Origin of the sequence: Lentilactobacillus dabitei, from assembly GCF_019061365.1 — a bacterium.
Lineage (GTDB): Bacteria > Bacillota > Bacilli > Lactobacillales > Lactobacillaceae > Lentilactobacillus > Lentilactobacillus dabitei.
In genome coordinates, this window is record NZ_JAHPPD010000009.1 from 17961 (window position 1) to 41607 (window position 23647).

Below are 23647 nucleotides of genomic sequence, written 5' to 3' on the forward strand. Positions count from 1 at the left end.
TTAATTGATGTCCTGGCAACCAAATGATTGAAACCTTTGGTTAGAACGAATCTTCAAAATTCCTAATCCAAAGTTAATATAAAAAAGCCAGCTAAATTGCGATATCGTCTCACAATTCTGCCGGCCTTTTAAAATTATTTAATTGAAATTAATTATTACTGTGTGCTTCCATATTCTTAGCATCTGATTTTGCCATTCGAGATCGCAAGGTTTCTTCGATATCTTCGAGAGAACGGTTTCTGGTTTCGAAGACTTTCTTTTGAACGAACCAGATTGAAGCGAAGCAGAGAACGGCGTACCCAATAAACAGGCTTCCGGTACCAAAGAAGTCAAGCAATGGTGGGAAAGTTAATGAAACAATCATATTGGCACTCCAGTTGATCACGCTTGAGAAGGAGTTACCCAGCCCACGAATGTTTAGTGGGAAGACTTCACCGATCATGACCCACATTACAGACCCCCAAGTTGCGGAGAAGAACGCAATGTAGATGGTAAGGGCAATAACACAGATCACGCCGGCGGTCAGACTTTGACCGGAGAACTTCATGGCAAAACTCATAACCAATAGAGAGACGCCCATTCCCATGGCACCGATGTTTAACATCTTTCGGCGATCGATTTTATCCATAATTGCCACGGCGATAGCGGTTACAATTACGTTAAAAATTCCAATCCCGATATGGGCAATCAAAGCGGCGGATACACCAAAGCCAACGTCGGTAAAAATAGTTGGGGCATAGTAAAGCACGGTGTTACAGCCCGTGACTTGTTGGAAGATGGCTAAACCAACCCCAATCACGAGGGAAGGACGAACTAATTTACCAAATAATTCTTTCCAGCCGCCACTCTTGATGGCTGCCTGTTCCTTAATGTCAGAAAGTTCGCTATCCACGACACCAGGGTTCTTTTTATTCATGATCTTAAGAATCTGTTTTGCTTCTTCGGGCTTGTTTGCCTTAACCAGAAAACGGGGGCTTTCCGGCAAGATCAAGGCGCCAAAGAATAGCAACGCTGCTGGAACGGCGGCAAATCCTAACATCCAACGCCAGCCTGTGTAGAAACCGGATAGCCCGTAGTTAGTAACGTAAGCCAGGAAGATTCCAGTCATAACCATCAACTGAAACAAACTAGACATTGAGCCTCGTTTATCGGCAGGTGATAGTTCTGCCAGATAGGTTGGAATCAAGGCAGAGGCGGTCCCAACGGCCATCCCCAAGATAATTCGCGATAGAATCAGTGTCCAGAATTCTGGTGAAAAAGCGGAGCCAATTGCCCCAACAAAGAAGATAATAGCTGATAACAAAACGAGCTTTCGACGACCAAACCGATCAGACATTGGTCCAATCACGGCAGCTCCCAGGATCGCGCCAAGTAACACGGCACTAACGACCCAGCCCTGCTGCCATGAATCTAGATGGAGTTGCCTTTCAATAAAGAGGATCGCCCCGGAAATAACTCCGGTATCGTATCCAAATAGTAGTCCACCTAAAGCGCCAAAGAAGTAGACAAATCCGGCTGATACTTTATGAATCTTAACTTGTGGCTTTGAAGAATTTTCCATATTTTGCACCTCTTAAAAAGATAAGTGAGCTAAGTAAAGCGGTTAGAAGTCGGAGTGTAAGTCTCCACCGAGGGAAATTCCCGGTTCTGGAATTTTTCTCGGTGGTGCTTACATGCAGACTTCTGCTTTGCGGAGCTGTCCTAAGAATAGTGAGCAGAGCAAAGCGGTTAGAAGTCGGAGCGTAAGTCTCCTCAAACGGAAATTCCGGGTTTGGGAATTTTTGGTTGAGGTGCTTACGTGCAGACTTCTGCTTTGCGGAGCTGTCCTAGAAATAAGTGAGCTAAGTAAAGCGGTTAGAAACTGGAGCCTAAGTCTCCTTCTGTAGAAATCCCCGTCTCTGGGATTTTTGCAGAAGGTGCTTAGGTGGAAGTTTCTGCTTTACGGAGCTGTCCTAAAAATAGTGAGCTGAACAAAGCGGTTAGGTTTTGAGCAGCTGTCCTAATTCACTGCCACCGAGAGGCCATTCTTGTAACCAACAATTGGTTGATTATTAACGTTCGAAAGGTCTCTTGGCTTTAAACTATTGACACTGGGAAACAAACAATGTAAGTTGATTGAGATAGTTGGTTTGTTGAATGAACTTTCCAACGAAAGAAATACTAGCACATTTATTTTTGAAAAGCAACCGCTTACATTTTAGACTAATTTTCAGCGGGATAAATGCCTTATACTTTTGATAACATCATTGTTGCCAAACTTGGTATATTGGTTGTAGAGTATAGAGTTAGTGAAGAGTGCAATTTTAGTAAACGTCAATGGGAAGGAATAAAGTCAATGGTAAATGCAACGGGGAGGGAGCTATTTCACAAGCAAAACCTGGATTTGGTTCTCCAACAAATTTTTAATAATAAAAATATTTCACGAATCGATATTTCGCGAAGGTTGAATTTAAATAAGTCAACGGTTTCGGCCCTTTATAATGAGTTGGATGAAAAAGGCATCCTGAAAGAGGTCGGTTCGGGTGAATCTACCAGCGCCGGTGGCCGCAAGCCGGTGCTGGTTAAAATTAATGAGCGCTATGGCTACACGATGAACTTTGACCTAGGGTTTCGTCACCTTCACGTGATGGGCAATTATGTTAATGGTGAAGTTTTTTACTACCAGCGAATTGAGGTTGGTGGCCGCAATATTCATCAAATTGTGGACATAATCGACCAGCAACTGGCGGCCTCGTTTCAAAATGATCAAACTAAGCACGGCCTGCTTGGAATTGGGTTCTCAATTCACGGGATTGTGCAGGATAATCAAATTTTGAATTCACCGTTCATTGATATGGATGGAGTGGATTTAGTTGACCGGTATTCAACCAAGTTTGATATTCCCGTTATTTTGGAAAATGAAGCGAACCTTTCAGGCATCTACGAGCGGGATTTCAACGATGGCCGCGATAAGGATAATATTGTGGCCATTAGTATTCATAAAGGAATCGGTGCCGGAATTGTCCTCAATAAGCAGTTGTATCGTGGCTTTAATGGTGAAGCGGGTGAAATTGGCCGCTCGTTGATGTTTACCGAAAATTTCACGGATAATAAGAATGATAAAGTGGAAGATTTTTGTTCTGAGGATGCCATTATTGATCAGGTGGAAGCTCAAACAAAGCGGCAACATCTTACCAGAGAAGATTTGGTTAAGATGAATCAGGCCGGTGATCAGATTGTTCAAAAAGAATTGGTTCACTTTACGTATGCCATTTCTCGGGTCATCTACAACGTGGCTATTAGCTTTGCCCCCGAGGAGCTGTATATCAATTCGCCACTCATTGAAGCGATCCCATCACTCTTTGATGATGTGGTTGCCAACACTCAGAAATTGGGGATGAAGATTCCAATTCGGTTAATCGTGCATTCAGGTTACGCGACCTTGTTGGGTTGCTGCTCGTTGGTGACCCATCGGGTGTTGAATATGGACGACTATGATTTGGCATTTGAATTGAAAGAGTAGTGAGCGACCATCGAGTCGGAACGACTCTCAAAACTTGTACGTTATAAGTAACAAGCCAAAATAGCCACCAACCGGGCACATGTCGCTTGGTTGGTGGCTATTTTGTTATATTTGGAGGAGAATCAGATAATCAATTTACTGTTCCGCATTTGCCGTAACCAAGCTGCGTTGATGCAGGTAGGTCACGCCACCGAAGACGACGGTCCAGATGATTGCGCCGATCGCACCGATGATATCTTGTGGGATGAAGAACAACGTGATAAAGATAATGCCAAAGAAGGCAATGGTGAGTGGGCTGGTGACTGAGTACCAAGGCATTTTGAAGCCATCTGGCAAGAAGTCGGTCGACTCACGATACTTTCTGTGAGCGATCATGGCAAGCGCATAAACGATGATGTACATGTCGTTAGATGAGCCGGCAACAATCGTGAAGACGGAAGCAGTGGCACTGGTTAAGCTCATGATCGGGGTGATCAATAAGAAGAGTGCTGAGACAATGATTGCGGCAGCGGGAACGCCGTTTTTGGAAATCTTGGCAATGTGTTGGTGCATCCAGCTGTCTTCCGGATTTTCTTGAGCAATTTGATACATGTGGCGTCCCGCTGAGAAGATGAAACTATTCAGCGATGATGAAGCTGACGTCAACACAACAAAGTTAATGATAGCAGCGGCTGCAGGGAAACCAGCTAATTTGAATACTTGAACAAATGGGCTGCTGGCTGCGTTGAGGTGGGTCCAAGGAATAATCCCCATGATGACAATTAAAGCGCCAAAGTAGAAGATCAAGATTTTCAGTAAGGTTTCATTAACGGCTTTCTTGATAATCTTGTGAGGGGTTTCGGCTTCACCGATGGTAATGCTGACAAATTCGATTCCTTGAAAGGCAAAGAAAACCATTGGAAAGGCGGAAATAAATCCTAAGCCACCATGAGGGAACATTGTGAAGTTATGAAAAATGTTTTGAATGGATGCATGACCAAGTGGGGTGACTGAATGACTGAACATCATGAACGTCCCAGTAGCGATCAAGGCAAGAATGGCAATAATCTTAATTAAAGCGAACCAAAATTCCGCCTCGCCAAACACTTTGGCGGCGATTAGGTTAACTGACGCTAGGGTTCCCAAGAAGGCTAATTGAATAATCCACGATGGGATGTTGGGGAACCAGAATTGAATGTAAGTAGAAATGGCTGTGATTTCAGCCATGGCACAAAATGAAAGCCCCAGCCAGTAAGTCCAGCCTGTGAAGTGACCAACTGTTGGCCCCAAATAGCGGGTAATAAAGGCAACAAATGTATGTTGTGAGGGATCGGAATAAAGCATTTCACCGATGGATCGCATCATTAAGAAGAAAAAGATCCCTAACACTAAGTAAACTAATAAAATAGAGGGCCCAGTCTTGCTGATGGTGGTTCCGGATCCAAGAAACAACCCGGTACCAATTGTGCCACCAATCGCAATCATTTGAACGTTGCGATTGCTTAAGGACCGCATCGTGCCATCTGCATTTTCAGTAATCTGAGATTTTTCCATGAGCTAACTTCCTTCCAAAAATTTAAATAATAGCTTAAATTAGAGAATCTCTAATCAAAGTGGCATTATCCTACCACAGATGACCATTGTGGTGGCATTTTCGGGAGAAAGTTTTAACATCATTTTGTAATTCTAAAATATTTTTAATGAAAATAAGGCAAATCTGGCGCTCTGCCTATGAAAATGAAAAAGTTTTTTCAGAGTGTGGAACCAAGCGATAGAAGTCGGAACATAAGTCACCGGTAACGGAAATCCCGGGTTTGGATTTTTGTTAGCGGTGCTTATGAGCAGACTTCTGCTTGGAGGAACACATTTTAGATCAGTGGAACCAAGCGATAGAAGTCGGAACATAAGTCTCCGGTAACGGAAATCCCGAGTTTTGGGGCCCTGTTAGCGGTGCTTATGCTCCGATTTCTGCTACTTATCTTCTGGTAGTTTTAACGGTCGGGGACCAATGTTGGTCGTAAAGGCCACGTTCGTATGGGTATTTCCGAACTCCTTTAATGACGCGTTAAATTCATTCAGTTCAGTCATCGTCTTGTAAAAGACTTTAAGTTGAACGGCGGCGTCCCCAGTGATGTAGTTACACTCGACGACATTAGGAACCTTTGAAATAAAGTCAACAAACTTTGGCATTTGCTTGTAGCTGACATCCAGCCGGACGAATGCTTTGATGAGGTAACCTAATTTTTCGTAATTGACGTTAGCGGTGTAGCCATTAATAAATCCATGGTTTTCCAAGTTCTGTAGTCGAACGGAAGCCGATGGTGCAGAAATGAAACAGCGTTCCGCGATACTTTTAACCGAAGCGCGGCCGTCTTCTTGTATAATATTGAGAATTTTGCGATCTAATTTATCCATCTAATCGGGCTCCCTTTGTAAACCAAATGATTAAACTACATTATATCATCACCAAATTGGGTTTGCTGATCTAAGCATTTCAGCGAATTATGTCAAAAAATCAGTGAAAGGGCTTGCAAATAAATTCTAATGTTGTAGAATATAGTTTGTAAGTTGGTTGTGCAAACAAACTAATTAAAAATTGGAGGACTTCTAAATGAGTTATTGGAATGTCGATAAAATCAAGTACGTTGGTACCGGAGAAAAAAAGTCAGGATTAGGGTTCCAGTATTACAATCCAGATGAAGTTGTTGGTGGTAAGAAAATGCGTGACTGGTTACGCTTTGCCGTAGCATACTGGCACACATTTGATCAACGACTAGTCGATCCATTTGGCGACGGAACTGCGCTTCGCCCATATGACAAGTATACGGATCCAATGGACCAAGCATTGGCAAAAGTGGATGCTGCCTTTGAATTCTACGACAAATTAGGCGTTGACTTCCTTTGCTTCCATGATCGTGACTTAGCTCCTGAAGGTGACACCCTTCGTGAAACTAACAAGAACTTGGACAAAGTGGTTGATAAGATTGTTGAGAACCAAAAGACTTCCGGAATGAAAGTTCTTTGGAATACTTCAAACTTGTTCACGAACCCTCGATTTGTTGAAGGTGCCGGTACTTCTCCATACGCAGACATCTTTGCCTACTCAGCTGCTCAATTAAAGCACAGCCTTGAAATTGGTAAGCGAGTTGGATCTGAAAACTACGTATTCTGGGGCGGTCGTGAAGGTTACGAATCACTGTGGAACACTGACATGAAGCGTGAGCAAGAGCATGCTGCCAAATTATTCCACATGGCTAAGGATTATGCCAACGAAATTGGCTTCGACGCTCAGATGTTGCTCGAACCAAAGCCAAAGGAACCAACCACTCATCAATATGACTTTGATGCCGCAACTACCATTGCGTTCATGAAGGAATATGGCTTGGACAAAGACTTCAAGTTGAACTTGGAAGGCAACCACGCTAACTTGGCTGGCCACACTTACCAACACGAAATCCGTGTTGCCAGAGAAGCTGGTTTGCTTGGTTCCCTTGATGCAAACCAAGGTGACAAGTTAATTGGCTGGGATATTGATGAATACCCATCAAACCTTTACGAGACAACCGCTGCAATGACTGAAGTTGTTGAAAATGGCAGCATCGGCCCTCGCGGTGGCTTGAACTTTGACGCTAAGCCACGTCGTTCATCATTTGAACCAGAAGACCTCTTCTATGGCCACATTGTTGGAATGGATAGCTTTGCCGCTGGTTTGCGGGTAGCGGTTGCCATGAAGAGTGATGGCGTTCTTGATAACATTGTTAAGAACCGTTACAGCTCATTTGATTCCGGAATTGGTGCCGACATCGAAAGTGGCAAGGCAAGCATGGCTGACCTTGAAAACTACTCATTAGATAAGACTCAAAAAGAATTGCGTGACGCAACGCATTCTGATCATTTGGAAGAGATTAAAGATACGATTAATCATTATATTATTCAGACACTAAAGTAGAGAGTGAGCGGAGCAAAGCGGTTAACAATCGGAGTGTAAGTCTCCTCTCTCGGAAATTCCTGGTTTGGGAATTTTTGAGAGAGGTGCTTACACGCAGATTGTTGCTTTGCGGAGCTGTCCTAAAACGCAAGTGCGGAACCAAGCGGTTAGAGATCGGAGCATAAGTCTCCATTACCAGAAATTCCTGGGCTTGGAATTTCTGGTAATGGTGCTTATGTGCAGATCTCTGCTTGGTGGAGCACGTTTCCACTGTATAACGGAAACCGGATGCAAACACACAGCTGTCCTAACCCATAAAGCATCGGACAAGCACTCAGCATTTGAGTCATTCTACTTTTCAGCAATATAATGGTTGAACACAACGTATAATGGGAATGGAATTAATTTTCCATTCCCATTTTTAGATGAAGGAGGAACACATATGACCGACTGCGTATTAGGAGTGGATCTCGGCACGAGTGCCGTTAAGGTCTCGGCTGTCACCCAATCCGGGGAGATTATCGCCCAAGAAGGGATGGATTTCCCACTTAATCAACCCAAGCCAGGCTATGCGGAACAAAACCCCAACGACTGGGTGAACGCAACGACTGTGGCGATTGTAAAATTGATTTTAAATGATTCACTGAAACCAGAACAAATTAAAGGGATCAGTTATTCCGGTCAAATGCATGGACTGGTCTTATTAGATGAAGATAATAAGGTCTTGCGGCCAGCCATGCTCTGGAATGACACCCGTTCAACTAAACAACGCGAAGAAATTATGGCTAAGATGGGTGACCGCTTTGTTCAAATTACCCATAATCAGCCACTTGAAGGCTTTACGCTGCCAAAACTCCTTTGGGTGAAGGAAAATCAACCAGAAATCTTTGCCAAAGCGAAGACCATGTTACTGCCCAAGGATTACCTGCGATTTAGAATGACCGGCAAGTTGGCGATCGATTATTCGGACGCAACTGGGACGGTCATGCTGGATGTGGACAAACAGGCCTGGAGCCAAGAAATCTTAGACGCCTTCGATATCCCAGCTAGTCTCTGCCCACCGTTGGTTCGTTCCATTGATAACACAGGTAATATTGACGAATGGTATTCAATGTATTCCGGCCTATTGACCGATACCGTCACGTTTGGTGGTGGCGCAGATAACGCCTGTGGAGCCGTAGGTGCTGGAATTGATAGCCCATCTAAGGTACTTTCAAGTATTGGTACTTCTGGGGTAATTTTGAAATATGAACCCCAAAAGGAAACCAACTATGATGGCGTCTTGCAGTATGAAGACCATGCAATTCCGGATGCCTACTACTCAATGGGTGTCACTTTGGCAGCCGGTTTTTCACTCAGCTGGTTCAAAAAGACATTTGCGGAAAAAGAAGACTTTACTGAAGTCGTAGACAGTGCCGCCAAATCAACAGTTGGTGCCAATGGATTATTGTTTGCCCCATACATTGTGGGTGAGCGGGCCCCTTATGCCGATGCTGATGTTCGAGGCAGTTTTATCGGGATTGACGGTATTCACAAACGCTATGACTTTGTTCGGGCCGTCTTGGAAGGGATCATCTTCTCATTCAGGGATATCTTGGACATCTATGAAAAAGAGGGCGCCAAGTTTGACACCGTGGTTTCCATCGGTGGTGGAGCCAAGAGCCCATTGTGGCAACAAATTCAAGCTAATATTTTCAATACCAAAGTGGTTTCCCTGCAAAATGAACAGGGACCAGGCTTGGGAGCCGCAATGCTGGCTGCCGTTGGTCTCGGCTGGTTTGAAAATATGCAGGAATGTACTAAAGTTTTTGTGAAGTTTAAGGATGTATTCCTGCCAGAAGAAGACGACGTTGCGAAGTATCAGAAATTGCATGACATTTATAAGCAGATTTATCCAAGTACCAAGCAGATTACCCATGAGTTAGTCGCTTATCGTCGGAAGAATGAAGAAAAGTAAGCCATTAGGTTGATAATAAAAAAGAACCGCTTCCTATTCAGGAAAACGGTTCTTTTTGCATCGTTATTGAAATTATCTGTAAACCATCCCACCATCAACCAGAATTGTTTGACCGGTAATGTAGTCTGAATCCGGGGATGCTAAGAATGAAACGAGGTTGGCAACATCTGATGGGACTTCATAACGGCCTAATGAAATATCAGCCGTGTATTGGGCAAATGCGTCGCCTGGTTTGAGGGATGGATCGTTCCTAACCATCTCGGCGTCAATCCGATCCCACATCTTAGTTTTAGCAACGCCGGGTGCATAAGCATTGACATTAATCTTGTATTTAGCGAGCTCTTTTGAGGCTGTTTGAGTAAATGAACGAATCACGTGCTTGGTAGCAGAATAAGTGCCTAACATTGGATAGGATTCGTGGCCGGCAATACTAGAGGCGCTGATAATTTTACCGCCACCACCTTGTTTGATGAACTGGTCGGCGGCTGCCTGGGTACCAAAGAGCATTCCGAAGGCGTTAATTGAGAACAGTCGTTGAAGTTCATTTTCGTCAATCTCAAGTAATGGCTTAACCGCTTCTACCCCAGCATTATTAACGAATACGTCCAAGCGGCCGAAGGTATCAACCGCATGTTTTACCAAGGCGAATTGGTCATCTCGTTTGGAGACGTCTCCAGAAAAACTGGTTACCTCAATTCCTTTATCCTTAAATTCTTTTTCAGTTTCAGCTAATAAATCCTTATTAATGTCGTGAAGTACAATTGCAAACCCATCTTTTGCCAGTCGTTCAGCGATGCCTTTCCCCAAACCACCTGCTGAACCAGTAATAACTGCAACTTTTTCTGCCATGATTAATTCCTCCCCAAAACAAGTGAGCGGATCCAAGCGGTTAGAGATCGGAGTGTAAGTCACCACAAGTAAAAAGCCAGAATCCACTGAATTCACATGGACAATCACACGTTGATCTCCGCCTGAAAAAGCCGTCCTAATAGGTAACTAAAGCATTTGAATACAGTTACATAATACCTCGCTTGTGAATTGATTGCACACAATTACGTTTTAATTTTTGGTCGAGCTGATTAATTATTTTTTCTGTTAGCTGAGCAACTTTCTTAACCAGTTGGAAAGGATTTCAAAGTAAGTTCATCGCCGGCAACAAGTTGCTACCTACAATGATAATTGCTATAATGAACTGCATATGCAAAAATTCGATTTTAGTAAGGATCTTGAAATATGACAAAAAATAAACGGCCTCAATGGCAAAAAAACATGTGGGCCTTGTGGTTTGGCAACTTTGCAACTGGTGCCGGCGCGAGCATGTCGATGCCGTTTCTACCATTATTTATCAATGAAATGGGTAACTTTCCCAAATGGCAACTGACCCTTTACGCTGGGCTGGCTTTTTCCAGTGTGTTTCTTAGTCAGGCAATCGTGTCACCCTTGTGGGGCAGTTTGGCCGATCGAACAGGGAGAAAGCCGATGTTACTGCGGGCATCGATTGGAATGACGATCAGTGCCACGTTGACTGGGCTCTCAACGAATGTGTGGATGCTGATTGCCATTCGTCTTATCCAAGGAACGTTTTCTGGTTATATCAATAATGCGTATGCACTCGTTGCTAGTGAAGTCCCCCGTGAACAAAGTGGCCGGACGATGGGGGCATTAACGACTGGAAACGTTGGTGGTCAACTCATCGGGCCAATCATTGGCGGCTATCTCTCAGGCATCTTCGGTTATCGGCTACCCTTTTATATGTTTGGCTTCATGATGTTTTTAGCGTCACTTTCAACGTGGCTATTTGTGAAAGAAGATTTCAAGCCGACAAAGAAGTCTGCAAAAACTGGGATTAAAGATGCGTTTGTGGGTATTGAGCATAAACGCGTCGTAGTTGCCATGATTATTTCTTCTATGTTAATTATGGCGGCAACAACCTCGATTAATCCAATTATCAGTTTGTTTGTCAAAGAATTGATGCACAACCACGGTAACATTGCGTTTGCCAGTGGGATTATCGCCGCATTGCCTGGGATTGCCACGTTGTTTACAGCGCCGTCTCTAGGCCGACTCGGGGATCACGTTGGTCCTGAAAAAATTTTACTAGCTGGTTTAATTTTTTCAGCGGTCGTCTTTTTCCCTATGTTCTTTGTAACAACTGTGCTAATGTTGGGAATTTTACGCTTCTTGATTGGCATTGCTAACGCGGCATTGTTGCCAATTACTCAAACGGTCATGACCTTGGAAGCCCCGGCTAGATCAGTTAGTCGAATCTTCAGTTATAACCAGTCATTTCAGGCATTAGGCGCGGTTGTTGGCCCAATGTTGGCCTCAGTGGTTGCTGGTGTCTTGGATTACCGGTACGTGTTCTTGATGACGACAATCTTAGTCCTGATTAACTTGGGCGTTGTGATTTACGCCTATAAAAAGGATAAAGTAAAGGTTACTTCGATCGCTGACTAAGAATCGGTTTAGTTGCTAACTCACCCGGGGGTTACGCAATAGACCGATCCTTTTTTGTTGCGAATTCATTACAGCAATAAGACTTTATGATTAACTTCAGGCATAACTTTTCCACCCCAATCGGGATCGTGGTAACATTTAAATAGCGTCAAGTATTCTGGACGTGAAAATATGTGGGGAGTTGAACTTATGAATTTAGGATTAAAAAGATCATTATATTTTGGGTTGGCAGCTGTTTCAATGTTAGCTGCGTCAGGTTTGGCCACAACGAATGCAAGTGCCAAATCATATGCAAAAGTGACATCAAACGAAACAATGACAAGTGCGCCGGCAACTCGCAACGTTACGACTAATGGATCAAATGCTTTGTATACCAAAGCTGGTACGTTGCGTGGAGCCCGCTTGATTGCTTCCAAGTACACATTGCAGAGCTATGGAAATTCCAAGAGCTCAACTAAATACTTCCGGGCATATCGAGTGGCAACCACTAATAAGGGATCTGTCTACTATAAGGTGGTTTCATTCAACGGAAATTATCGTGGATGGATCTACGGTGGTAAGGCCACTGGTAGTTTTGGTGGTGGTCTCGCAACTGCTAATACCATGACGAATGCGAACATGCCAACAGTTACAACTGGTTACACTTTAAAAGATAATAACAAGAATACGCTTTGGGTTAATCCTAAGTGGTCACAGTATAAAGCTCAGCAAACGAACATGAGTGGGTACAAGACCGGCGATACATTTACAATTACCGGTGCTGCTACCAAGACTCGTGAGGGTTATCTCTATTATCAAGTGACTGACGATAACAACACTGCAATTACTGGTTGGGTCTATGCAGGTGGCTTGAATGCCCCCGTAAATAACAACACGCCAACTTCCAACAACAGCTTAAAGATTAATTATCTTAATGCTCAGGGTCAGTCAGTTGGTAGTTACCAGTGGATTATCCAACCAAGTGATTTAAAGAGTGGTGCTAAATTATTATATGGTGCCAAGCTAGGCGACATCTTGAACACAACTGATTCACTCACTTCAGCCGTTTCCAAGAATGTCCCTGCAGGTTATGTGGTAAGCAAGACCCAACCTAATACAAGCCTTGCTAATCTGACAGTTGGTAGTGATAACTATTCGGTTTATGTTGATGCTGCGAATGCCCAATATACATCACAAGTTACTTATTATTTGACTAACACCAATAGTCAAATTAACGCTGGTCAACTCGTCGGAAACACATATCCGGCATTGTCCGATTCAGAAAAGGTCCTCTTCTCTAGTAACGGCCAGGGCGTGATTGCGACATCACTATTTGATAATCAGTTGTTTACAACTGGTAAGCTTGCTACGTTAAATGGTGTTGGCGGAACAACCTATTACTTTGACAAGAATCGAACACTTACCGAAAATGCTAATGCTCGTTATGGTGACACGTTGAAACTGTACTATATGCAACGACAGTAACAGTTAGGTAATTTTAATAATCTGAGTACAGCGAAGCCAACCTCTATTCTGATGGGGTTGGTTTTTGTTTTCAGAAATTGCAGGCAGAATAAATGACAACATCATTTATCACATGCTAATATGATTATCGGGATAATTTCTGTTTGTAAGTAGTTAATTTTCCCGACTGTTATAACGGCATGACGCAGTGGGACGCAGGGGATGCTCATTTGACATGGCTGAATCATTACGGGGGATTGACAACTGTCAAGATTAATGTTGTTCAGCTAAAATCAAAACTGCTGTATGCTAAATATTCTCCGAGGCAAGGCCCAAAATGACGATTTCTGGGTCTTTTTTGGTGCGACATTCTCGCGTTTCATTCCTAAAAGCGTCATAATAAAGTTACACATCACAATTAAATGAAAAAGGGGAGACGAACATGTCAATCTTAACTGATACCTACGAATTAAATAACGGAATCACCATTCCTAAAGTTGGCTTTGGCACCTGGCAAATTCCAGGTGGCCAGCAAACGTACGACGCCGTTAGTCTGGCGCTTAAGGCAGGATACCGCCATATTGATACCGCTAAAGCTTACCGCAATGAAAAAAGCGTTGGTGAAGCAATCTTAGATTCCGATGTTGATCGCGAGAACGTTTTTGTGACTTCCAAGTTGCCGGCGGCTACTAAAACATACGATGGCGCAATTGCCGACTTTCGGTCAACCATGAAGGAACTAAACCTTTCATATCTTGACCTGTACCTCATTCATGCGCCGTGGCCATGGAATGAACGTGGCGCCAACTATGATGAAGGGAATGTGGAAGTGTGGAAGGCCATGCAGGATATCTATGCTAGCGGCGATGTTAAGGCAATTGGCGTTTCCAATTTCAATGTGCATGATCTCGAAAATATTTTGCAGGTGGCAGATGTGAAGCCAATGGTTGATCAAATTCGCTATTTTGTGGGGGTACACAGAACCCCAGATTACCAAATTTGCCCAGGAGAACGGAATGCTGGTTGAAGCTTATTCACCTTTAGCAACCGGAGGGATTTTGGAGAACGAAGACATCACCCAAATGGCTGACAAATATGGGGTGAGCGTTGCCCAACTAGCGATTAATTTTGTTCTGCAGAATGGCGTTTTACCACTACCAAAAGCAACTCATCAAGCACATATTGAAAACAATACTAAATTGGATTTTGAAATTAGCCCGGAAGATATGCAGGCACTGAATGCAATGTCTGGAACCGATATGGGTTAACGGTATTAGCATCAACAAATGAATAGGGGAGAATAAATCAATTATGGCAAATGTATTAATTTTAGGTGCAAATGGTCAGATTGCAAAACTAGCTGAGAAGCAATTGTTAAATGAAACAGAACATCATTTGACGTTATTCTTGAGGAATTCTAAACGGCTCTCGATCAGTGATCCGAGTCGTGAAAGGGTGATTGATGGGGATGCCGCTGATGTCAAGGACATTGTGGCAGCCTTAGATGGTATTGACATCGTTTATGCAAACTTGGCTGGTCACAACATTGAGGATGAGGCCAAGTCCGTATTGGCCGCAATGGATCAAACCGGCGTCAAGCGGTTGATTTGGATTTCAACTTTAGGGATTTACGATGAAGTTCCTGGCAACTTTGGTAAATGGAATCATCAGCAGTTAGACGGTGGGTATCTTGAGCCCTATGCTGCTGCCGCAAAGGTTATCGAAAGCTCGGGCTTGGATTACACCATCATCCGGCCGGCCTGGTTGTCAAACGATGATATTGTGAGTTATGAAACAACCCAAAAGGGTGAGCCATTCAAAGGTACCAAGGTGTCGCGTAAGAGTATTGCAGACTTTGTCGTGCATTTGATTAATGATCCAAGCGCTCAGGTTCGCCATTCGGTTGGGGTTAACCAGCCGAATACAGATGGAGATAAGCCGTCGTTTATGTAGTGAGCGAAGTAACCCAGCAAAGTCAATGATGCTTCATTAATTGAATAGCCAAAAATGACCGCAAACTTCAGTTTCCATTAAGAAGTTTGCGGTTTTCTTAAACCCAAGAGGATTTTGAGGGTTAATTTGCGATTTTAAGCTTCGGTTAAGTCAGTTCAATTACTCTAGGGACAATCAAATATGAAAGGACGGGATGCAGAGAACAAACAAAATACCTATATTGAAACAAAGGGGAGATTGAACACGATTAAACTGAAGAAAGTATTATTTACAGCAGGTGCCAGCTTGGTGATGATGGGGACAATCTTCGGATCGGTGATTTCTGCTAACGCAGCGGTCACCTCGACACAACCTCAACAGGCCAAAAAGTTTCGGCCGAGTGTTGAAACTGAAAATCAGCATCTCGATCCTGACCTGATGGCTAAAGTGGATCTCACACCCAACCAAGACAATTCATTAAAGAACGTTGAACCACCAAAAATAGCAACCACTCAGTCGGAAACCTCGGCGGAAACTTTAACCAATAACAGTGGCTTTGAGCACCGACCTGAAAAGCTCACCAATTCATCATATAAGACGGTTGATTCGGGATTGACCGACAATGGCAATGTTAATAGCAGCCAAAGCAGTATCAGATATACCCAATCCAGTTAATTCCAGAGATAACAAGAAAGGTGATGACCAAATAAAAAAATTATTGAGATTCTTTCCGGATTTAAGCTTCAGTTAAGCTCAACTCGATATTATATAGACAATCAAATATGAAGGAAGGCGATAACAACAGCACAACCCAACATGATTTCTAACCCGGCTTCTCCAATAATGATTCACACGAAAGGAAGGATGCACACAGTGCCTACAACAACAAACCGAAAATTATATTTTAAATATGATCGACAAGAAACTTCCAATCATCAAAAGATTATTGTTTGGAGTTGCTACTAAAACCGAAGTGAGTTAACCCGGTCCGTGAGCCGAAACTCGAAATCTATTTTGAAAGAAGGGATGCCCGTGAATCAATAAGCCGATTGGCAACGATACACCCAAATATAATAATTCACCCCTCAAATAATTACTAAGAAACCCCAACGATTTCTTAACTTCATGAATTACCCCTCAATATGAAAAAATCCCTTAAGTCCCTGCGTGTTAGCAGGGGCTTTTTTGTGCTTTTGTAAAATGATTAGGGATTTGAGATGGGGTCTTTGTGAGTGGTCCACTATTTACCATTTCAACAACCCAATTTTCGTAGCATCAGCAAATATTTTTTGTTATTCTTAAGGTGGCCAATTGGTTAGGAGTATGGATTGGTGTAGGAAGGAACTTTCGAGTCCAAACTAATGAAAAACAGCTGGATTGGAATTTTCAAATGCCGAGATGACAGGCTTTCTTTAGTGTATTCCCCACATATGTGGGGGTGATCCCTTTGGATTAGCTTCTTATCGTTTGGCCAGTTGAGTATTCCCCACATATGTGGGGGTGATCCTATTACTCATCAGATCTACATCATGAGTGCCCCGTATTCCCCACATATGTGGGGGTGATCCCGAGCCATTGATGATGAACCAAGTGCGGATGTTAGTATTCCCCACGTATGTGGGGGTGATCCTAATACCATAGTTGCGATTAAAGAAAATATTTCGTATTCCCCACGTATGTGGGGGTGATCCTGACTTGTTCCAAAGTCATGTTTTTAACGGTAAGTATTCCCCACGTATGTGGGGGTGATCCCAAAGTTTGGTACTACATCGATAGTGATTGGGGGTATTCCCCACGTATGTGGGGGTGATCCTAACCACCTTCAATGATGTTAGCCCCGGCAAATGTATTCCCCACGTATATGGGGGTGATCCTCACCCCAGAAGCTGACTATGAGTTAGCCCCCCCAGTATTCCCCACGTATGTGGGGGTGATCCTTTATAACCGCCACAAGACCTACTTTAAGCAATTGCATCAATCACGTGAGGATATTAATCATACTTATTACAAATATTAATCACCAGAGACTGGGAATAGGCATTTTGATTCCGGCCTTTTTCTTTCTTCAATTCGGTTTATGAAGGTAAAACAAAAGCCGCTGATTTAAGCGGCGGAAATGGGTTTGAATTGACAGTTATTGCGGAGGCTGACAGTTCATATTTAAAAAACACCTTATAGCTAGACAACTTTTCCTACTTACCCAGTTCAAACAACTGGGCCATCATGCCCGAGCCATCCGCGTGGAAACTAAATGCTGGCTCGCTGTAAGTTGCCCATTTGTTTAATTCAGTGTCTCGATGTTCCTGATCACAAGTCAACAATTCGTTGCTGGCAGTTTTGGCGGTCTTCTTGTATGAAACGAGGCCGTTGGTGTTGTAGACCAGCATTGCTCCTAGGCCGGTATTGGTTGTAGCAATTCCTGTCGACAAAAAGTAAGCTGGCAATACTGCCATAACTTCGGCGTACCCACTGAGGTTGGCATTGTAAGATTGTCCATTCGGACGGACATGGCTTGTCTTTTGCCATAATTCCTTTGAGCGGACAATTGCTTTTGATTTCAAAGACTTGTTGTGCTTGAACGACTTCAAGCCTTGGGTTGCTCTGTAGGCGTTGATCTGCTTTAGGTACTGCTTCTCAACTCGACGTGCCAATGTCGATTCTTTTATGTACTTCACGGTCAGTGAGGCGGGCATTTGATCGTAGGCATAGTCTTTCTGAAGTTGATAAGGGACGTAGCCTTTTACCTTTTTAACATACCCCTTCGATGAGGTATAACCACCACTTGTAGAATAAGCCAGACCAGATCCAAATGCCGACACACCATTGACCGACCGATGATAAGTGAGTGGTGTGCGAACTTGTTGGCCGGTTGTTGAAACATAATTAACGGTCATCGCTTTAATAGTCTGTGCGTTCGCCACCGAAGCCGAAGCACATAAGAATCCCAACGCCAGCCCCAATGAGGTTAGTACCTTACATATTAATTTCATATTAAGTCCCCCAAAAGAAAGAATGAATAAATGATCACAAACAGTATTTAATTTCATTATAGCAAATCCTGCCGGTCCCGTTCTAATAAATTTGAGAGTGCCTCCCGAATTTTAAGGATGCTAATATTCTCGGGATGTTGATAATAATTGGCAGGAAATCAAGCTGTCTATCGTGCAAAAACGTGATCGTCATTTTCTGACAGGGGTGTTAAATTCATAAAAATTAGAGATTTATTTGAAAATAATCATTTAAAATTAAGAGACAAGTAGCAAAAATTACTTCTATAAATTACCAAGAATAAAGACGTTGAGTTCAAACAATCAAATATAATTAACGGTTGACAGATAATTCGGAACGGATTATGGTGGTTACATTAAATATTAATGAGAAAAAATAAAGTGTTGACGAAGAAAGTAGTGCATGAAGACGTTGGGTAGCGAACCTGGATGAGTGAAAGCAGGGACAACAATTTGTGGACGAAAATCACTTTTGAGCTATGGACTGAACTAAGTAGGTAACCATCGGTACGCAACCGTTATAAATGCGGCAAATTGCAATTCCAGCAATTTGGGATTGCCGTTTGTGTGAGGCTTTTTTAGCAAACAAAGGTGGTACAGTGCGTTGAGCGCCCTTTCAGAGATTCATTTCTCTGAGAGGGCGCTTTTTTTCTTGTCAAGATCAAAGGAGATGGCAGTTAGATGCATGAAGATAGTCGGATTTTAACGTTGGCTAATGGATTTCACTTATTCACAAGAACAGTTGGTGAAGGGGACGTGAAGCTGCTCTGCGTCCATGGCGGGCCGGGTAGTAATCACGAGGAGTTCGAAAACTTTGGTGAACAACTTGCTAAATATGGTGTCCAGGTTTCGATGTACGATCAGTTGGGATCGTTTTATTCCGATCAACCCGATTTTACCAAGCCGGAGAATCAAAAGTATTTGACCCTTGATTATTACTTGTCGGAATTAGAAGAGGTTCGGCAGGAACTTGGTCTGGACAACTTTTACTTGTTGGGTCATTCCTGGGGCGGCTTGTTAGCTCAGGAATATGCCTTGAAATACGGTGACCATCTCAAAGGCGTTGTCGTTATGAGCATGATCGATAACATTGAGGAGTACACGGTTCACATTAATCAGCTTCGCGAAAAAACATTCTCCAAATTTGAAGTTGATTACATGAAAGATGTTGAAGAACACGAGCGGTTTGCTGATCCGAAGTATCAAGAGCTGGTTGCCCAACTTTATAGGATCTATGTTAACCGCCATCCGCAAAGAGCGCCACAGCATTTAGTCGAGACGATGGCAACCCCGGTGTATAACCATTTTCAGGGAAACAACGAATTTGTGATGGTTGGCACCTTGAATGGTTGGGACCGCCGTGCTGATATTCATAACATCACCGTACCAACACTACTAACATTTGGGGATCACGACACCATGCCTTTAGCGACCGCCGAACGAATGCACAAACAGATTCCGCACTCCCGGTTGGTACTTACCCCAGATGGCGGGCATTGTCATAGCATCGACAATCCGACAGCATTTTTCAGCACCCTTGGAGAATTTCTCACGGATGTTGAAACTGGAAACTTTAAAGATTAATGATTCAAAAATTGATGGTTGGAGGGATTACAGATGAGAAAATTATTATTAACTTTGATGGTTGGGGCCTCAACGGTGTTACTAGCCGCTTGTGGCAGCAAAAGTTCCAGTTCCAAACGAAATTCAGTCTCACTCATGCAGACATCGGAACTTCTGTCGCTGGATACATCGGAGCATGCGGACTTCACAACTTGGAATACGTTGGAAAATAGCATGGAAGGCCTCTATCGGGCTAACCAGGAAAATGAACCGGTGCCGGCTTCGGCAACTTCCGTGGTTAAGCCCACGGATCATGGGTTAACCTATACGTTCCATCTTCGTAAAAATGCCAAATGGAGTAATGGTGATCCGTTGACTGCCCAGGATTTTGTGACTGCCTGGCGACGATCGGTATCCCCAACTTCTAAATCCGGATACAATTACATATTCTCTGGAATTAAAAACGCTGACGCGATTACAGCAAATAAAAAGTCACCTAAGACCCTTGGTGCCTATGCTTTAAACAAACATACTTTTCAAGTTAAACTGGAACACCCAATGCCTTATTTCAACAAGATGATGGTGTTGCCAGCCTTCTTCCCCGAGAACCCAACGGCATTAAAGAAATTTAGCTCTAAATACGGCACGCAATCGAAATATATGTATTACAACGGGCCGTTTAAGGTTACCAGCTGGAATGGGACCAATGATAACTGGACGTTAAAGCGCAATAAGTATTATTATGATCAGAAAGCCATCCACTTGAATGAATTGAAATATAGTGTGGTCAAGGATGCCAATACAGCTCATGAACTATTTGACCAAAAAAAGCTGGATGATGCCACGATTACCGGGGTAACCGCCAAGGGCCTTCAGAAGAACAAGGACTTAATTCATGAACGAAAAGCAGGCACCTATTATCTGCGATTGAATTTACGAAAAGGTCGACCACTGACCAATCAAAAGATGCGCCAGGCTCTGAGCCTTGTTTTGAATCGGAAACAATTAACCAAGGATGTTCTTGCAGACGGTTCTGAACCAGCTTACACCTATACATCACGCGATTTAACCAAGGATCCAACAACTGGTAAAGATTTTGCGACAGAAACCAAGCCAGCTGATACCTACGATGTTGCCAAAGCTAAGAAATTGTGGGCAGAGGGGGTTAAGGAATCCGGTCAAAAAGGAATCGTTAAGATGGATGTTGTTGGCGATGACCAAACCATCACGAAGAACGTTGCGCAATTTGTTCAGGCTTCGGTTAAGAAATCATTGCCGGGAGCCGACGTTGCGGTTAAGAGTTTGCCAACGAAGGGTCAACAATCTGCAGAAGCTAACAGAGCCTTCGACATGGAACAGACATTCTGGTTAGCTGATTTTGCTGATCCAATCAGCTTCATGGGAATCTTGCAGAGCAGTAACCCTCAAGACTATGGAAAGTATAAAGACAGTTACTTTGATAAACAATACCAGGAAGCAAGCAGTTTTCATGCTGCGGATCCAAAACAATATTGGCAGAACATGCGCAATCTTCAAGAGCATTTGAATACGACGATGCCAGTTGTCCCATTGTATCAAATGGTTGAAAGTCACTTGGTTAACCCTAATTTGAAAGGCGTTTTGCGTCATCCAGTTGGCGAGGATGATTATACGCGGGCTTATTTGAGTGATTAGATAGTTGGTTGGAGTGAAATTTAAAAGAGAAGTCAGAGATGGCTTCTTTTTTCATGAAATAATTTAACGAACTGGGAAATGATCGTGTTGGTAATATTTGGAAGCTGTATAATTAAATCGTTAACTGTTGATAATATGGTTAGCAATTTACATTTATTGGAGGGATCAATTATGAGGGGAAACAAATTAATTGCGATTGTTTTACTATCGGCAGGAATCGGATTTGGCATTACAGCGGCTATTCCTGTTAATGCTGCCAGCTGGCATAGTGGCACGCCAAAAATGTTGAGACATACTTGGCGAGGGTACGGAAAGTCCCAATGGTATAACTGGAAATTTTCCGCTACCAAGATCAAAGCGTGGAACAATGATAAAAGTGCGGCGGATTATGGGTCTTCTGAATACTGGAAGAATGTTAAGTACAAGAAGAGCAGCGGGACGACTTATAAACTAACTGGTTTTGCTGGCAAGGAGAAGGATCATTTTACTGTAAAAGTGAATGGTTCGGCCATTCATGTTTGGCAAGGAACTACTGATACTTTTTATTATCGAAAGTAAAATAATTGGGGGAATTTCACATAGGAAACAATAAACTGCGAAGAGCAGCTTTAGCAATCTTAAGTACACTAGCGATTATCTTATTTTTCACTTCAACAACCGCTAATGCTAGTACAAAAACATACCGTGATCATCGCGACAATGCTACGGTTACCGTTCACAAAAAGGGCAGTAAAGTTGTTTCGGTCATTTATCAACTTAAGAACACTAGCAAGTATAAGAAGCATTATCAAAAACGGTCAAAATTTTATACCAAGGTATCTGTGATTAATTCTAAGACGGCTAAGTTGCTGCGAAAAAACTATAAAGGCACGATCACATTTAATCGTACGATGGGGTATTATGGTAAATCTTACGCTAATGAGCAGACAACTCCGGTTAAAGGGATGACCAACGATGCTACTGACGCAATTTTCATGAATGTTTCTTACTTCGGTAAGAACCCAAGTAAATATCACAATGCGCTGCTTTCGTTTGGATATTGGTGGAATGTTATGGATGAGGCACCGAAAGGGAATCCAGAAGGAAACGCTGTTGTGATGAAGAATGGTCGAGTTTCGTTTTCAGATAATTTTTATGAAAAGTTACCGGATTAAACGAGGGACTGTCTAATGAAAAATTCTATATTAAAACGGGTGCTCATATCGGTTTCAATCATGACTGCTGTTCTTGTTTCGGTGGTTGCCACGACGACATCAGTAAGTGCTGACAATAAATATAAAGTTGTTAAAAATTATTATTTCAGCCCGCAGCAATATCACGTGAAGGGTGAAATTTACAAAAAGTCGTTTTCTGGCTTTGTTTCGCACAAGTACCGTCAGCAGGCCACATGGTTTGAGACTCAACAAAAGTCGCTCGTTCGTCAACCTAATGGGAAAAAGGTAGTTTATTATTATATTGGGACATCGATACCACAACTTGACCAAAATGCTGGGTTAACTGGTTATAAACCGTTAGGCGGTTGGATTAAGAAGGGACAACTTTATCATCGAAGAAGTCAGGCTCAGCCTAAGCGGGACCTTGCTTATCTCAGAGAATTAGTAAACACAATGCCCCAAAGCACTCAAAAACAGATCTTACCAATCTTTTCCAAGATCCATTTGGGAACTGCATATACTGGTTATACTGACAGCGACATGTCTGGTCGGATGACGCCCAAAAATATGAAGAAGCTCATGGCGGCACTGAACAATGAACAAATCATCTCTGATATTGAAAATGCCATTCCTGATGCATCAATTGAAACCGATGATGAGGACTTTTATCCAACTTGGCAAGCTGCCGATCTTTACAAGATTTATCATCATTTCCGGCCACGATTTAAGCAGGAAATGAAGTCCTTAAAAGGTGCCGACCGATATGCCAGCAAGTTAAAAGAAATTTCAACTTGGTCACAAAGCCAATATAATCATTACCAAACAAGGCATAATGATGCTAACGGTGACCCATGGGATCTTGACCAATTTTCTGAAGACTATCTTTATGGTTTGCTTGCAGGCTTAGGTAGGTCAAATATGTCGTACAAAGCATCATCTCCATCGGCATACGCATTGTAGTCAAAAAACTGGGATTTGATCTCAGAATTTAGTTAAAAGCGGTGATGCATTCTGACTTTGGAATGCATCACCGCTTTTATTTAAATGGCA

Annotated in this window: 17 protein-coding genes, 1 pseudogene and 1 CRISPR repeat array; of the genes and pseudogenes, 13 read left to right on the top strand and 5 right to left on the bottom strand. The window is 42.9% G+C overall.

Going from position 1 to position 23647, the window contains the following annotated elements; all coding sequences use genetic code 11:
- Positions 1-148: 148 nt before the first annotated feature.
- Positions 149-1561, bottom strand: a complete 1413-nt coding sequence (locus KTE19_RS02480) for a sugar porter family MFS transporter (RefSeq protein ID WP_249778562.1) — start codon at positions 1559-1561, stop codon at positions 149-151.
- Between the two features lie 774 nt (positions 1562-2335).
- On the opposite strand from KTE19_RS02480, the gene KTE19_RS02485 reads away from it, so the two are divergent.
- Entirely contained in the window at positions 2336-3502 is a 1167-nt protein-coding gene (locus KTE19_RS02485; protein ID WP_217341545.1) for an ROK family transcriptional regulator, read from the top strand.
- 135 nt (positions 3503-3637) lie between these two features.
- Here KTE19_RS02485 and KTE19_RS02490 read toward each other — a convergent pair whose 3' ends face one another.
- Both KTE19_RS02490 and KTE19_RS02495 read right to left on the bottom strand, forming a co-directional pair.
- Complete coding sequence (locus tag KTE19_RS02490) at positions 3638-5035, bottom strand: amino acid permease (protein ID WP_217341546.1); 1398 nt, start codon at positions 5033-5035, stop codon at positions 3638-3640.
- A gap of 417 nt (positions 5036-5452) precedes the next feature.
- Positions 5453-5896: an Lrp/AsnC family transcriptional regulator gene (locus KTE19_RS02495; RefSeq protein WP_217164573.1), complete on the bottom strand. Its 444-nt coding sequence runs from the start codon at positions 5894-5896 to the stop codon at positions 5453-5455.
- Between the two features lie 196 nt (positions 5897-6092).
- Here KTE19_RS02495 and xylA point away from each other — a divergent pair, with 196 nt between their 5' ends.
- Positions 6093-7430 carry a xylose isomerase gene (gene xylA, locus KTE19_RS02500; RefSeq protein ID WP_056983447.1) on the top strand — a complete coding sequence of 446 codons (1338 nt, stop codon included), beginning with the start codon at positions 6093-6095 and terminating at the stop codon, positions 7428-7430.
- 421 nt (positions 7431-7851) lie between these two features.
- Complete coding sequence (gene xylB, locus KTE19_RS02505) at positions 7852-9366, top strand: xylulokinase (RefSeq protein WP_217164576.1); 1515 nt, start codon at positions 7852-7854, stop codon at positions 9364-9366.
- A 72-nt stretch (positions 9367-9438) separates the two neighbouring features.
- Here the strand turns inward: xylB and KTE19_RS02510 are convergent, their stop codons facing one another.
- Positions 9439-10215 (bottom strand): acetoin reductase, encoded by a 777-nt coding sequence (locus KTE19_RS02510; protein ID WP_217341547.1) that lies wholly within the window; start codon positions 10213-10215, stop codon positions 9439-9441.
- 384 nt (positions 10216-10599) lie between these two features.
- Here KTE19_RS02510 and KTE19_RS02515 point away from each other — a divergent pair, with 384 nt between their 5' ends.
- From KTE19_RS02515 to KTE19_RS02535, 5 genes and pseudogenes are all read left to right on the top strand, one after another.
- Complete coding sequence (locus KTE19_RS02515) at positions 10600-11823, top strand: MFS transporter (RefSeq protein WP_217164582.1); 1224 nt, start codon at positions 10600-10602, stop codon at positions 11821-11823.
- Positions 11824-12012: 189 nt separating this feature from the next.
- Positions 12013-13287, top strand: coding sequence for an S-layer protein (locus KTE19_RS02520; RefSeq protein ID WP_217164585.1), 1275 nt, complete (start codon positions 12013-12015; stop codon positions 13285-13287).
- A gap of 421 nt (positions 13288-13708) precedes the next feature.
- Positions 13709-14534 (top strand): annotated as a pseudogene (locus tag KTE19_RS02525) (aldo/keto reductase).
- A gap of 43 nt (positions 14535-14577) precedes the next feature.
- Complete coding sequence (locus KTE19_RS02530; RefSeq protein WP_217164588.1) at positions 14578-15219, top strand: SDR family oxidoreductase; 642 nt, start codon at positions 14578-14580, stop codon at positions 15217-15219.
- 180 nt (positions 15220-15399) lie between these two features.
- A complete protein-coding gene (locus KTE19_RS02535; RefSeq protein ID WP_217165495.1) occupies positions 15400-15873 on the top strand; it encodes a hypothetical protein in 474 nt (157 codons plus the stop codon).
- A gap of 742 nt (positions 15874-16615) precedes the next feature.
- A CRISPR array of direct repeats spans positions 16616-17135; the repeat unit is 28 nt; unit sequence GTATTCCCCACGTATGTGGGGGTGATCC.
- Between the two features lie 255 nt (positions 17136-17390).
- Here the strand turns inward: KTE19_RS02535 and KTE19_RS02540 are convergent.
- Positions 17391-18188: a spore germination YkwD domain-containing protein gene (locus tag KTE19_RS02540; protein ID WP_217162707.1), complete on the bottom strand. Its 798-nt coding sequence runs from the start codon at positions 18186-18188 to the stop codon at positions 17391-17393.
- Positions 18189-18887: 699 nt separating this feature from the next.
- Here KTE19_RS02540 and KTE19_RS02545 point away from each other — a divergent pair.
- The 5 genes from KTE19_RS02545 to KTE19_RS02565 all read left to right on the top strand — a co-directional run bounded on the left by KTE19_RS02545 (position 18888) and on the right by KTE19_RS02565 (position 23557).
- Positions 18888-19790 carry a proline iminopeptidase-family hydrolase gene (locus KTE19_RS02545; RefSeq protein ID WP_217162709.1) on the top strand — a complete coding sequence of 301 codons (903 nt, stop codon included), beginning with the start codon at positions 18888-18890 and terminating at the stop codon, positions 19788-19790.
- 33 nt (positions 19791-19823) lie between these two features.
- Positions 19824-21443 carry a peptide ABC transporter substrate-binding protein gene (locus tag KTE19_RS02550; RefSeq protein ID WP_217341548.1) on the top strand — a complete coding sequence of 540 codons (1620 nt, stop codon included), beginning with the start codon at positions 19824-19826 and terminating at the stop codon, positions 21441-21443.
- Positions 21444-21614: 171 nt separating this feature from the next.
- Complete coding sequence (locus KTE19_RS02555; RefSeq protein ID WP_217162713.1) at positions 21615-22001, top strand: hypothetical protein; 387 nt, start codon at positions 21615-21617, stop codon at positions 21999-22001.
- 5 nt (positions 22002-22006) lie between these two features.
- Positions 22007-22597, top strand: a complete 591-nt coding sequence (locus tag KTE19_RS02560) for a hypothetical protein (RefSeq protein WP_217162715.1) — start codon at positions 22007-22009, stop codon at positions 22595-22597.
- A gap of 15 nt (positions 22598-22612) precedes the next feature.
- Positions 22613-23557, top strand: coding sequence for a hypothetical protein (locus KTE19_RS02565; protein WP_217341549.1), 945 nt, complete (start codon positions 22613-22615; stop codon positions 23555-23557).
- Positions 23558-23647 lie beyond the last annotated feature (90 nt).